This window comes from Streptomyces sp. NPDC002742, assembly GCF_042888885.1.
Classification (GTDB): Bacteria; Actinomycetota; Actinomycetes; order Streptomycetales; family Streptomycetaceae; genus Streptomyces.
Genome location: NZ_JBIAQF010000004.1, coordinates 105581 through 118700, shown reverse-complemented (window position 1 = coordinate 118700; position 13120 = coordinate 105581). Strand labels below are relative to the sequence as shown.

Genomic DNA, 13120 nt, shown 5'->3' with positions numbered 1-13120 from the left:
AAGGACGTGCACCAGGCAAAAGAAACCTCTGAACGGCCTCGCTCCGGCCGCTTTCATCGCGCTCGCGCGCTTTATCGGAACGTTTCCAAGCGCAGGACCGCCTGGCTGCTGATCAAGGACACGGTCAACTCGTGCATGGAGTACCGGATCCTGGGACTGGCGGCCGAGGCCGCCTTCTTCACGCTCCTGTCCGTGCCGCCGCTGCTGCTGAGCATGGTCGGGCTGCTGGGATACGTGGACGCCTGGACCGGCGCCGACACCATCGCCAGCGTGGAGTCCAACATCCTGGACGCCTCCCGCAGGGTGCTGACGCAGAAGGGCGTGCACCAGATCGCCGAGCCGATCCTGCACGACGTGATGAAGGGCGGCCGGCCCGACATCATCTCCCTCGGCTTCCTGTTCGCCCTGTGGTCGGGCTCGCGCGCGGTCAACGTCTTCGTCGACACCATCACCGTGATGTACGGCCTCGACGGCACCCGGGGCATCGTGAAGACCCGGGTGATGTCGTTCCTGCTGTTCATCGTGGCGCTGCTGATCGGCTCGGTCCTGCTCCCGCTGATGGTGGCGGGCCCGGACGCCGTGGTGCACGTCGTGCCGTGGTCGACGACCGTCGTGCAGGTCCTGTACTGGCCGGTCGTCATCGTCCTGTCGGTGGCCTTCCTGACGACGCTCTACCACGTGTCCGTCCCCGTCCGTTCCCCGTGGGTCGAGGACGTGCCGGGCGCCCTGGTGGCCCTGGCCATGTGGGTGCTCGGCAGTTTCCTGCTCCGCATCTACCTGACCAACGCCATCGAGGGCCCCACCATCTACGGCTCGCTCGCCGCACCGGTGGCCGTCCTGCTGTGGATCGGTGTCGCCGCCTTCGCAGTCCTGGTCGGCGCGGCCGTCAACGCCGCCATCGACCGGGTCTGGCCGGCCGCCGCCACCGCCGCGGCGCGTGCCGCCAACGAGCGGCTGCGCGAGGCCCAGGCCGCCGAGTACGTGGCCCGCGTCGCCGCACACCGCTCCTACGACGCCGACCCCGACGACCCCGACATGCCCTCCGAGTTCCCGGAACGCTGGTCGCGCTTCCTGCCCCCGGAGGACGTGACGTCCCGTCTGCGCACGCACGCCAAGAACACCCATCACACCCCTCGCACCCACAAGAACGGCGAGGAGCACCCCCCGCGGGAGTGAGCCGGATCTGAGGATCTGCGGTGGTTCGCGGTGACGCCCGGGTCGTACCGGAGCGGGGCGAGCGGGTGCGGCTGCGGGCGGGCGGCCTCGACGTGCGGTTCGTTCTCGGCACCTTCGGGGAAGACGAGCCCGAGCCGGCGGTAGAAGGCGAGGGAGGCGGCCATGTCGGAGACCGCCAGGCCGATCACATCGAATCGTGGAGTCATACGGTCACCGTAGGCAGGCCGCGGCCCGTGGGTCTTGAACGAATCGGACACCTCCCGCCCCACCTCGTCAGCGGTCCGCCGTACCGCCCGGAACAGGGCCCGTCCTAGGCTCCGGGCATGGCCTTTCGCGTTCTCGTGTACACCCGTACGACCGGCTACCGGCACGACTCCATTCCGGCCGCCGTCGCCGCCGTCCGCGCCCTCGGTGACGCGCACGGCTTCGCGGCCGACGCCACCGAGGACCCCGCGGTCTTCGAGGCGCCCCTCGCCCCGTACGCGGCGGTCGTCTTCCTGTCCACGAGCGGCGAGGTGCTGACGCCGACGGGCCGCGACCGGCTCGCGGCCTACGTCGACGGCGGCGGCGGCTTCGTCGGGGTGCACGCCGCCGCGTGCACCGAGTACGAGTGGCCCCACTACGGCGAGCTGCTCGGCGCCCGCTTCGACCGGCACCCGGACCTCCAGCCGGGCAGGGTCCTCGTCGAGGACCACGGACATCCCGCGACCCGGCACCTGCCGCCCGTCTGGGAGTTCACGGACGAGTGGTACGACTTCCGCTCCAACCCGCGCGGTTCGGTGCGCGTACTCGCCTCCGCCGACGAATCCTCCTACGAGGGCGGGGGAATGGGCGACGACCACCCTCTGGTGTGGTGCCGGGAACAGGGCGCGGGCCGGGTCTTCTACACCGCGCTCGGACATGCCGCGCGGGCGTACGAGGACCCGGAATTCCGCGGGCATCTGCTCGGCGGCCTCCTCTGGGCGGCGCGGAGGCCCTCGGCGGCCGGTCCGGAGCCGACGCGCTGACCCACGCCGCAAAGGGGTGCGGGCCGGTTCGGATCAGGCACGCTCGCTCGCCGTACAGAGGTACGGGCCGGCTCGCCGGGCCGGGCCGTACGGCGATATCGGCCGAACAGGGGACATCCGCAGGAATACCCGGAAGCGATGTGGTGCTCTGATCTCTACGACGCGCGACGTGAGGAGCTGGTCCCGGATGGCGGTGGACACGGTGGATCCGGTGGCGGGGACGAGGGACCCGGTGGTCGCAACCCCGTACGGGGCGGTGCGCGGCCGGTACGAGAACGGGATCGCGGTCTTCCGGGGCATCCCGTACGCCGCCCCGCCCTTCGGCGCCCGCCGTTTCCGCCCGCCCGTGCCGCCCGAGCCCTGGGACGGAGTCCGGGACGCCGGCGCCTTCGGGCCGACGCCGCCGAAGCCGCCGTACTCCGAGGCGTTCGCCCGGCTCCTCGCCGACCCCGTCGTGCCCGGCGACGACTGCCTCAACCTGAACGTGTGGACTCCGGAGCCGGACCCCGCCGCCCGGCTCCCCGTCATGGTGTGGATCCACGGCGGAGCCCTGACCCGCGGTTCCTCGGCCGTGCCCGTGTACGACGGGCGCGCCTTCGCCCGCGACGGCGTGGTGCTCGTGTCCGTCAACTACCGTCTGGGCGTGGAGGGTTACGGCCTCTTCCCGGACGCGCCCGCCAACCCCGGGCTGCGCGACCAGCTCGCCGCGCTGGAGTGGGTACGGGAGTCCGTGGCGCGGTTCGGCGGCGACCCCGACCGGGTGACCGTCTTCGGCGAGTCCGCCGGAGCCATCAGCGTCGGCGCGCTGCTCGCCAGTCCCCGCGCCCAGGGACTGTTCCACCGTGCGGTCCTGCAGAGCGGGCCTCCAGAGGCGAGCGACCGCGACAAGGTGCGCCGGATGGTGCGCAGGATGGCAACCCGGCTGAAGATCCCGGCCACGGCGGAGGCGTTCGCCGCCGTCGACCGCGACCTGCTCCTGCGCACCCAGGCCGACGTGGGCAGACTCAGCAGCCCGGTGCTCGGCGGCCCCGCCTTCGGCATCGTCGTCGACGGCGACCTCGTGCCGCGCGACCCGCTGGAGGCGCTCGTCGAGGGTGCCGCGCCGGACGTCGGTCTCCTGCTCGGCTGGACCCGGGACGAGTACCGGCTGTGGCTCGTACCGGGCGGGCTCCTGGAGCGCGTCGACCGGCTCGGCCCGGTCGCCCTGGCCGGTGCGATGGCCCGCTGCCGCTGTGGCCACGAGGTGCCCCGCGGCTACCGTGCCATCCACCCGGAAGGGCGCACCGCGGATCTCGTCGGCCAGATGATCACCGACCATCTTCTGCGGGTCCCGCTGCACCGCCTCGCCGACGCGCGCAGCGGCCGGCCCACCGCGGCCCTCGACGCGGACGTCCGTGGCGGCGGCCGGGCCTCCGCGCACGTCTACGAGTTCGCCTGGCCGTCCAACGTGCCCGACCTCGGTGCCTGTCACGCCCTGGAGCTGGGCTTCGTCTTCGACACCGTCGGCACCCCGGAGTCGGCGAAGCTCGCGGGGGAGGGCGCCCCGCAGGAGCTGGCGGACGCCATGCACGGCGCGTGGGTGCGGTTCGCGGTCGACGGAGACCCGGGGTGGGCCGTCTGGGACGCCTCCCGCCCGGTCCGGATCTTCGGCGCCGGTGACCCGCACACCGCGCACGGCCCGCGCGACCGCGAACTCGCCCTGTGGGAAGCCGAATCGGCCAGGGCCGCAGCCAAGGTCGCGGCCGGTCCCGCGACGGGTCCCGCCCACAGTCCCTCGGCCGAGCCTGCGGACAAACCCGCCGGCGAGCCCGCGGACGATACGGCCGGCTCGGTGGAGGGCCCGCCCACGTCGGTCCCGCCCGTCGAAGCCTCCGCGCGCATCACGACACCGCTGTCGGCCGTACGACGCTTCCGCCGCTCGGGCGGCGCGGGGCGGCAGTGAGCCAGGCCGTTGATCCCTGGCGGCTCAGGGACCTGCTGACAGCCCAGGGACCTGGCGGCTCAGGGACCTCATAGCCCAGGGACCTGGCGGCTCAGGGACCTCATAGCCCAGGGACCTGGCGGCTCAGGGACCTCATAGCCCAGGGACCTGACGGCTCAGGGACCTCATAGCCCAGGGACCTGACGGCTCAGGGAGCTGACGGCTTGGCCTGCGGTCCTACGCGGCCCGCAGTGTCGCCGTGATCCCGGTGATCGCCTCCGGGCCCACCCGGCAGCACCCGCCGATCAGCCGGGCCCCCGCCCGCTCCCACCCGCCGACCTGCCCGGCCGTGAACGTGGAGCTGCCGGTCCAGGCGCGGGCCCGGGAATCCCAGGCCTCGCCGCTGTTCGGATAGACCACGACCGGCTTTCCGGTCACGCGCGCGGCCGTGGCGACCGCCCCGTCGACATCCTCGGGGGCGCAGCAGTTGACCCCGACCGCGACGATCTCGTCCGCCTCGGCGGCCAGGGCGAAGGCCTCCTCCAGCGGCTGCCCGGCCCGCGTACGGTCACCGGCCACGCTGTACGACAGCCACGCCGGTACGCCGAGCCCGCGCACCCCCCGCAGCAGCGCCAGCGCCTCGTCCGTGTCCGGGACCGTCTCCAGGGCCAGCACATCGGGCGCGGCGGCGGCCAGCACCTCCAGGCGCGGCCGGTGGAACCGTTCCAGTTCCGCGACGCTCAGCCCGTACCGCCCCCGGTACTCCGAACCGTCCGCGAGCATCGCCCCGTACGGGCCCACCGACGCGGCGACCCACAACGGCCGTGCGACGCCCTTCGCGTGCGCGCGCCGGGCGGCCTCGCGCGCCGACCCGACGCTCAGGCGGAGCATTTCGGCCACCCGCTCGCGCGGGATGCCGCGCCGGGCGAATCCCTCGAATGTCGCCTGGTAGCTGGAGGTGATCGCGACGTCCGCGCCGGCCTCGTAGTAGGCGAGGTGCGCCTCGACGATCGCCTCGGGCCGGTCCGCGAGCAGCCGCGCGGACCACAGCTCGTCACTCAGGTCGTGTCCGGCCGATTCGAGCTGGTTGGACATGCCTCCGTCGAGCACGACCGTGCCGGAGGAGAGCGCGGCGGCGAGGGTGAGGGCGTTGTCGCTGGCCATGCCACGACGCTAGCCGATCCGGGGCGGGCCGCCCGGCCGCGTCCACTTTCTGGGAGACTGTCTCGCCGAATGAGACACGCCTGCCTCTGTCGATTCGCCTGTTCGTCCTCCGGTCCGCAAGTCCTCCGGTCCGCAAGTCCTCCGGTCCGCAAGTCCTCCGGTCCGCCTGTCCCTCGGTCCGCATGTCCTCCGGTCCGCATGTCCTCCGGTCCGCATGTCCTCCGGTGCTCCGGCCCTCCGGTCCTCCTCCGATCCGTCTGTCTGTCGGTCCTCCGGTGTGTCGGTGAGCGAGGCTTGATCCGGACGGCGCCCGGTCACCGTCGGTCCGGCCACTGGCAGGATCAGGCGACATGGAATTCTCCGAAGTGGTCCGTCGACGTCGCATGATCCGGCACTACTCCGACAAGCCGCTGGCCCCCGAGGCGGTGGAGAGAATCCTCGCTTCCGCCCTGCGGGCCCCGTCGGCCGGCTTCTCCCAGGGCTGGGCGTTCCTGGCGCTCACCGACCCCGCCGACCGTGCCCGGTTCTGGCCGTTCGTCCCCACCCGCACCGAGCGGACGCCGACCATGCAGGACGCCCCGCTGGTCGTCGTGCCGCTCGCCCACAAAGCGGCCTATCTGGAGCGCTACGCCGAGCCCGACAAGGGCTGGGAGGACCGCGCCGAGGCCCGCTGGCCCGCCCCGTACTGGTACATCGACACGGGGATGGCCGCCCTCATGATGCTGCTCAGCGCGGTGGACGAAGGCCTCGACGCCTGCTTCTTCGGGATCATGCCCGAGCAGCTGGAGCCCTTCCGCACCGAGTTCGGGGTTCCCGAGGAGTACGCGCCGATCGGGGGCATCACGGTCGGCCACCGGGCGGACGACGTTCCCCCGCAGGGCTCCCGCTTCGCGGAACGCCGCCGCGGAGCGGCCGAGGTCGTCCACCGGGGTCACTGGGGCCTGCACAGTTGAGCCGGCGAGGGCACCGGGCCGGTCTCTGGCCCCCGGGGGTGCCCCTTGGGCGGATCGGGGGGTGAGCTTTCGGGGATACCGCGTGACCTTTCGACGAGGTCGCCTCCTTCGAGAGCTGATCACGGCCCGGCGAAAAGGCACCGGCAGCGCCCTCGACCGTCACCGGCGTCTCACACCGCGAACGTCGTGTCCCGCGCGGCCTTCTCCCAGGCGGTGATCTCCGCGCGCTGGGCGTCCAGGTGACCGAGGACGGCGTCCACGCCGTCGCCGCCGAGCGGCAGTCGCAGCGGAGTGCGGGCGTCGGCGAGGGCGGCCAGCACCAGGGCCACACCCTTCGCGGGGTCGCCGGGCTGGTCCCCGTCACCGGCGGCCACGGCCTCCCGGGTCGGGCCGACCGTGTCCGCGTAGTCGGTGATCTCCTCGCTTGTGCCGGCCCCGCTCATGAGGTTCGTACGGAACGCGCCCGGTTCCACGACCAGTACCTTGATGCCGAGCGGCCCGACCTCGGCCGCCAGCGCGTCGGAGTATCCCTCCAGCGCGAACTTCGTGGCGCAGTACGCGGAGAATCCCGGGTACGTCATCTGCCCGCCCATGCTGCTCATCTGGACGATCTCGCCCGAGCGCCGGTTCCGCATGTGCGGCAGCACGGCCCGTACCAGTGCGGCGGGCCCGAAGAAGTGCAGCTCGAAAAGGGACCGCAGTTCCGCGTCCGTGGTCTCCTCGGCCGCGCCGACGTGGGTGCGGCCCGCGTTGTTGACCAGCACGTCGATCCGCCCGTGCCGCTCGACGACATCGGCCACGACGGCGTCGATGCCCGCCGGGTCCGTCACGTCGAGGGCGAGCGCCTCCACCTGGTCGGGGTGAGCCGCCACCAGATCGGCCAGCGCCTCGGGCTTGCGGGCCGTGGCCACCACGACGTCGCCCTGCCCGACCGCCGCCTCGGTGAACGCCCGGCCGAAACCGCTGCCCGCCCCCGTGACCAGCCACACCTTGCTCATGTCCGACTCCCTGATTCTTGTTTCGTCCGGCGTCCGGCGTCCGGCGTCCGGCGTTCGACTTCCGTCCGGCGTCCGGCGTCCGGCGTCCGGCTTCCGTGCGGTCGCTTCCGATGCGTCGAGCCTCGCCCCGCGCCCGCTCGCTCGTCCAAGACCTTTCGTGATAACCCATGGTTATGGCCATGGACGTTCATGTGCGGGACCTGCGCTACTTCGTCGCCGTCGCCGAGGAACTGCACTTCACACACGCCGCCGAGCGTCTCTTCGTCTCGCAGCCCGCTCTCAGCAAACAGATCCGCATGCTGGAACGGCAGTTGGGAGCAGAGCTGTTCGAACGGGGCCACCAGGGAGTGCGGTTGACCGCCCTGGGTTCTGTGCTGCTGCCTCATGCGCGCCGGGTGCTCGCCGAGTGGGCCGTCGCGGCCGAGGCACTGGAGCGGGCCAAGGCCGACCAACTGGCCACCCTGGTCGTCGGCATGAGTACGAGCCCGGGGCGGGGCGGCCTGCTGCCGGCCATCCGGTCCCGGTTCGGTGAGGCGTGTCCGGACGTCAGGATCGAACTGCGGCAGGTGGGCTGGGCGGACTCCAGCGCCGGACTCGCGGACCGTTCGGTGGATGTCGCGTTCGTCTGGCTGCCGGTGCCGGACGAGGAGCGCTACGCGTGGGTGGTGGTCGCCGAGGAGCCGCGCCATGTCGCGCTGCCGGAGACGCATCCCCTCGCGGACCGCGCCGAGATCGACTTCGCGGACCTCGTCGACGAACCGTTCATCGCCATCCCCGAGTCCGCCGGTGTGCTGCGCGCGTACTGGCTCGCCCTGGACGACCGCGCCGGGCGCCCGCCGCGGATCGGTGCCGAGGCCGCCAACGCCGACGAGACGTACGAGGCCTTGGTGGACGGCCGGGGTGTCGTCCTGCTCGCCGCGGGGAACGCGCCGCTGCTCACCAGGGGTGGCGTCGTGACCCGCCCGGTGCTCGGCATCGCCCCGAGCAGACTGGCGCTCGCCTGGCGCGCGGACGACCGGCGTCCGCTGGTCCGGGCCTATGCCGAGGCGAGTCGTCTCGCCTCGGGGCAGCACCCCGGCCACCCCGCGGGCCCCACCGTGAAGGACCGGTCCCGTCCGCCCCGTTGACCTCGCCATAGTACGCGCTTACTTTTTTCGGCGGCAACGTTCGTAATCGCAGATAATGTTCGGCATACCGGACGGACGGTCACCGCATGAGCCGCATGAGCCGCATGAGTTGTACGAGCCGCATCAGCGGTACGAGCAAGGTGAGACGCCTGTACGCCCTTCTCGTCGCCCTCTGTCTCGCGGTCGCCGGGGGACTCCTCGCCGCCGGGCCCGCCCAGGCGGCGGCCCAGACCATCACCAACGGAACCCAGTTCACCGACACTTCGGGCTCCGCGGTGCACGCGCACGGCGGCGGGGTCGTCAAGGTCGGCAGCTTCTACTACTGGTTCGGCGAGAACCGCAACGCCGACAACACCTTCAGGTATGTCGACGCCTATCGTTCGACCGACCTGAAGAACTGGGAGTTCCGCAACCACGTCCTGACCCAGTCGAGCGCCGCCGAGCTGGGTACCGCCTACATCGAGCGGCCCAAGGTCATCTACAACGCGTCCACCGGCAAGTTCGTGATGTGGATGCACAAGGAGAACGGCGTCGACTACAGCGAGGCGCGTGCCGCCGTCGCGGTGTCGGGCACGGTGGACGGTGCCTACACCTACCAGGGCAGCTTCCAGCCGCTCGGCCAGTACATGTCCCGTGACATCACGACCTTCGTCGACACCGACGGTACCGGCTACATGGTCTCCGCCGCCCGGGAGAACTACGACCTCCAGATCTACCGGCTCACCGCCGACTACACCGGCATCGCGGCCCTGGTCGCCGACCCCTGGCACGGCGGACACCGCGAGGCACCCGCGCTTTTCAAGCGGGGCGGCGTCTACTTCATGCTGACCTCGGCCGCCACGGGCTGGACCCCCAACCAGCAGCAGTACGCCACCGCCACCTCGCTCGCCGGCCCCTGGACCGCGATGACCGACATCGGCGACTCCACGGCGTACGGCTCGCAGGCCGCGTACGTCCTTCCCGTGCAAGGGACTTCGGGCACCTCGTACCTCTACATGGGCGACCGCTGGGGCGACTCCTTCGGCGGCTCCGTCGACGACTCCCGGTACGTCTGGCTGCCCCTCGCCTTCCCGACGACGACCACGATGTCCCTGTCCTGGTCCCCGGAGATCACCGTCGACACGGCCGCCGGGACCATCGGCGGAACGTCCGCCACCTACGAGACCTTGACGGCCCGTCACTCCGCCAAGTGCGTAGACGTGCCCAACCAGTCGCTGTGGCAGGGGGTCGCCGTCGCCCAGTACACCTGCAACGGCGGTACGAACCAGAAGTTCTGGTTCAAGTCCCTCGGCAGCGGCTACTACGAGCTGATGGGCCGGGGCAGTTCCCTGTGTCTGACCGAGAACGCCACCGGCGTCACCCAGGAGAACTGCGCCGGCGCCACCACCCAGCAGTGGTCCGTGACGGCCTCCGGCAGCTATGTGCTTTTGAAGGCCAGGGCGTCCGGCGAGTGCCTGGACGTGTCCGGCGCGTCCACCGCCAACTCCGCGGCGCTCATCACGTACACCTGCAACAGCGGCACCAACCAGCAGTGGACGCGCGGCACTTGAGCCCAGGCGTCACCGACACCGGCTTCAGGACAACAGATCCAGCGCGTCGATCGACGTGCCGGCGCTGAGATACGACGTCGTTCCCGAACCGCTCACCACGTCGATCTTCAGCACGTTGTACCGGCTGGTGTCGGTGAGCCAGGCACTGGCCGGGACGCTGTACGTGAACGTGTTGTTGTTGCCGCGGTACGAACCGACCGTCAGGGAACGGGTGCTCGGCTGGGTGGGCGGTGAAGGGACCGACGACACCCAGCTGTTGACCGTGATCTGCGGCCGGCCGTTCGCGTAGGCGGTGGTCACGCCGATGCGCAGGGTGTGCGCGGCGGCGGCCTGCGCGGCCGTCAGCTTGAAGTAGACCAGCAGACCGCTGTTGACGTCCTTCCAGATGTACGCCGGGAAGGACGCGGTCTCGCTGCCGCTGCCGATGACCACGTTGCCGGTCCACGCGGCCGCCCGGACGTCGGACGGGTGCGCGTACGTCATCAGGTCCGCGTTCTTGAACCCGGCGGGCGTGCCGTCCCAGGTGCCGATCCGCCAGATGGCGGTCGCGTTGGCCGGGTCGTTCGAGGACGCGATGGCGATGGTGTTGAGCGTGGTCGTGGCTCCGGCCGTGACCGTCACCGAGGTGGTGTGGACGGCGAGTTCGCCCTTGAAGACCGTGAGGGTGTACGTCCCCGGCAGAACGCCCCCGATCGAGAAGTAACCGTCCGAGGAGCGCGCCGAACCCCAGTACTGTGCGGCCGAGTTGGCCAGGCCGACGGTGTACGCGTACGCGGTGTCACGTCCCGAGATGCCGACGCCCGCGACCTTGCCCCGGCCGCTCGCCGCGACGTATCCGGAGATGCCGAGCGAGTCCGCCCACGTGGTGGTCAGGGTGCCCGGATACAACGAGGAGGAGGGTGCACCGCCGTCGGTGAAGGCGATGACGTACGGGCCCTGGAGGCCGAAGCGTTCGGCCTCGGTCTGGTTCTCGCCGTAGTACAGGATCTCGTACAGGCCGCCGCCGTCCGTGCTCTGGTGGCGCAGCAGGGAACGGTAGAACGGGCCGCCGGACGCCTTCTCGTGGTTGGAGCGGACGATGTACAGACCGACGCTGCCGGTGGTCCAGCCGATCGCGGAGTAGTCGATGACGCGGCGCTTCGCGTAGTGCTTCGAGCGGGTCTGGCCGTCCGACTTCGCGAACACGTCGGCGGACTCGATGACGGTCGGCGCGTAAGTGTAGGAATCGGGCTCGTCGTTGAGGAACAGGCCCGCCTTGACGCGCACGATGTAGCGAGTGGCGCTGACGGAGGTGTCGGCCTTGTTGGTCCACAGGTAGACGTTGTTCTCGCCGCTGCGGGCCGCGTAGTAGTGCTTGAGCGTGCCGTAGGCGACGGAGACCAGGATCGTCGTACCGGACTGCGTGATCGTCACGGTGGACGCGCCGAGGCCGGACTCGACGTGCGAGTTCTTGCCGCCGTAGCCCTGGTACTCGGTGCCCTTGTAGACCAGCGAGGTCAGGTCTCCGTTGGTCTTGCTCACCTTGAAGACGAGGTTCGCGCCGGTGTCGACGACGTAGTTCGAGCCGTCGTCGCTCCAGCCGAAGGCCGCGGCGGACGCGGCGGTGGCGAACGGCCCGGCGAGGGCGGCGGTGCCGGCGGCGGCAGCGCCGCCGAGCACGAAGGCGCGGCGTCGGACCGGCCTGTTCAGGGATCCGGACATGGGGGTGCCTCCTTCGGGAGGTGCGGGGGTGTGGAGGTGCGGGGTGTGGAGGTGGGGGTGGCGGAGCTGGGGGTGCGGCTGTCTCGCAGAGTGACAGTTGAACCATCATCGCGAAAGGGCTTTCGCTCAATGGAAGTTGGCAGTTGTGTGAAATTCGGCCGCAGTCTAGAAAGCGCTTGCCCGTGAGCGGTACCGTCCTGGCGCCAGGTCCTGTCGCTCTTCGTCTTTCTCCCTCTGCCGTCCCGTCGTCCCGTTGGAGGAGCCGCACATGAGACGTCTCACCATCGCCGTCCCGCTGCTGGCGGTGGCCGCCGCCGGTGCGCTGTCGGCCGCCCCGGCCCAGGCCCGCGCGGGGCGGCCCGCCCTGGGCGTGGAGAACTGCACGGCGACCGCCTGTCACTTCGACGTCCCGCCGGGCACGTACGACGTCAGGGTGCAGCTCGGCGGTGCCACCTCGGCCAGTACGTCGATCAGTGGCGAGACCCGCCGCTCCCTGCTGCCCGAGACCGCCACCGAGGCCGGTCGACGCGTGGCGCGCGGCTTCACCGTGAACGTCCGTACTCCCGAGGGTGAGCCGACCGGCCCCGAGGGCACGCCGGGCCTGGACCTCGTCATCGGCGGTTCGGCGCCCGCGCCGGCCGACATCCGGGTGACCCCGGCCGCCCTCCGAGGACTCGGCTCCGCCCGGCCGGGGGACGGCCGCACGCGCACCCGGCAGATCTTCCTGGTCGGCGACTCGACCGTCTGCGACCAGCCCGCCGACCCCTACTCCGGCTGGGGCCAGCAACTGCCGCAGTACTTCAGGAAGGGCCTCTCCGTCGCCAACTACGCCGATTCCGGGGAGAGCACGGTCACCTACCTCGCCGACCCGGCGCTCTTCCCGACCGTCCAGCCGCTGATCCGCGAGCACGACCTGGTGCTCATCCAGCTCGCCCACAACGACAAGACGACCGACGAGGCGACCTACAGGGCGAACCTGGAGGCACTGGTCGCGGGCGTCCGCGCCCGGGGCGGCGAGCCCGTGCTCGTCACGCCGATCGTCCGCCGCTGGTTCAACGCGGACGGCACCCTGAACAACGGCACCGCGCTGCTGGTGAACGGTCTGGGCGTGGACCATCCGGCCGTCATCCGCTCGGTGGCCGCCGCCGAGAGCGTGCCGCTCATCGACCTCACGGCCAAGACCAAGGCGCTCGTCGAATCACTCGGCGTCGAAGGTTCCAAGGCGATTTATCTCTACAACGAGAAACGCGACAACACCCACACCTCCGTGCACGGCGCCACGGTGTACGCGGCGCTGGTCCGTGACGAACTCCTCGCCCTGCATCTGGTGCCCAGGGCTCTGGTGAGGGTGGGATAGCCCCTGGGGCGTCCCGACCGGAACCGGGGCGCCCCAGGTATCGACCCCGGCCGTGCCGTCCGGGGGTCCGGACGCTCCGGCACGGTGAGGTGCCCGGAGGTCCTGACGCTCCGGCGTGACGAGGTGCCCGGCTGCGCCGAGGACGTCCGGCACAGCCCAGACAGGA

The 13120-nt window shown here is 71.3% G+C and carries 10 protein-coding genes and 1 pseudogene; 7 read left to right on the top strand and 4 right to left on the bottom strand.

The features are described 5' to 3' along the window. Positions 1 to 6: 6 nt before the first annotated feature. A complete protein-coding gene (locus ACFYW8_RS07990) occupies positions 7 to 1176 on the top strand; it encodes a YihY/virulence factor BrkB family protein (RefSeq protein WP_365868603.1) in 1170 nt (389 codons plus the stop codon). Positions 1177 to 1250: 74 nt separating this feature from the next. Here the strand turns inward: ACFYW8_RS07990 and ACFYW8_RS07985 are convergent. Continuing rightward, a pseudogene (locus ACFYW8_RS07985) lies at positions 1251 to 1382 on the bottom strand (glyoxalase); the annotation flags it as partial. A gap of 117 nt (positions 1383 to 1499) precedes the next feature. Here ACFYW8_RS07985 and ACFYW8_RS07980 point away from each other — a divergent pair. Beyond that, entirely contained in the window at positions 1500 to 2183 is a 684-nt protein-coding gene (locus tag ACFYW8_RS07980; protein WP_389069051.1) for a ThuA domain-containing protein, read from the top strand. A 187-nt stretch (positions 2184 to 2370) separates the two neighbouring features. After that, a complete protein-coding gene (locus ACFYW8_RS07975) occupies positions 2371 to 4125 on the top strand; it encodes a carboxylesterase/lipase family protein (protein ID WP_389069049.1) in 1755 nt (584 codons plus the stop codon). Between the two features lie 216 nt (positions 4126 to 4341). Here ACFYW8_RS07975 and mmuM read toward each other — a convergent pair whose 3' ends face one another. After that, on the bottom strand, positions 4342 to 5268 hold the full coding sequence (gene mmuM, locus ACFYW8_RS07970; RefSeq protein ID WP_365868591.1) for a homocysteine S-methyltransferase: 927 nt from the start codon (positions 5266 to 5268) through the stop codon (positions 4342 to 4344). 350 nt (positions 5269 to 5618) lie between these two features. Here mmuM and ACFYW8_RS07965 point away from each other — a divergent pair, with 350 nt between their 5' ends. Further along, positions 5619 to 6221: a nitroreductase family protein gene (locus ACFYW8_RS07965; protein ID WP_389069045.1), complete on the top strand. Its 603-nt coding sequence runs from the start codon at positions 5619 to 5621 to the stop codon at positions 6219 to 6221. Positions 6222 to 6391: 170 nt separating this feature from the next. Here the strand turns inward: ACFYW8_RS07965 and ACFYW8_RS07960 are convergent, their stop codons facing one another. Continuing rightward, positions 6392 to 7219 carry an oxidoreductase gene (locus ACFYW8_RS07960; RefSeq protein ID WP_389069043.1) on the bottom strand — a complete coding sequence of 276 codons (828 nt, stop codon included), beginning with the start codon at positions 7217 to 7219 and terminating at the stop codon, positions 6392 to 6394. A 173-nt stretch (positions 7220 to 7392) separates the two neighbouring features. On the opposite strand from ACFYW8_RS07960, the gene ACFYW8_RS07955 reads away from it, so the two are divergent. Next, positions 7393 to 8346, top strand: a complete 954-nt coding sequence (locus ACFYW8_RS07955; RefSeq protein ID WP_389069040.1) for a LysR family transcriptional regulator — start codon at positions 7393 to 7395, stop codon at positions 8344 to 8346. 140 nt (positions 8347 to 8486) lie between these two features. Continuing rightward, the gene (locus tag ACFYW8_RS07950) at positions 8487 to 9896 is read left to right on the top strand and encodes an RICIN domain-containing protein (protein WP_389069609.1); all 1410 of its coding nucleotides are present in this window, start codon (positions 8487 to 8489) and stop codon (positions 9894 to 9896) included. Positions 9897 to 9920: 24 nt separating this feature from the next. Here ACFYW8_RS07950 and ACFYW8_RS07945 read toward each other — a convergent pair whose 3' ends face one another. Then, entirely contained in the window at positions 9921 to 11597 is a 1677-nt protein-coding gene (locus tag ACFYW8_RS07945) for a rhamnogalacturonan lyase B N-terminal domain-containing protein (protein WP_389069037.1), read from the bottom strand. 268 nt (positions 11598 to 11865) lie between these two features. Between ACFYW8_RS07945 and ACFYW8_RS07940 the strand changes: the two genes are divergently transcribed. Continuing rightward, the gene (locus ACFYW8_RS07940; protein ID WP_389069035.1) at positions 11866 to 12954 is read left to right on the top strand and encodes a rhamnogalacturonan acetylesterase; all 1089 of its coding nucleotides are present in this window, start codon (positions 11866 to 11868) and stop codon (positions 12952 to 12954) included. Positions 12955 to 13120 lie beyond the last annotated feature (166 nt).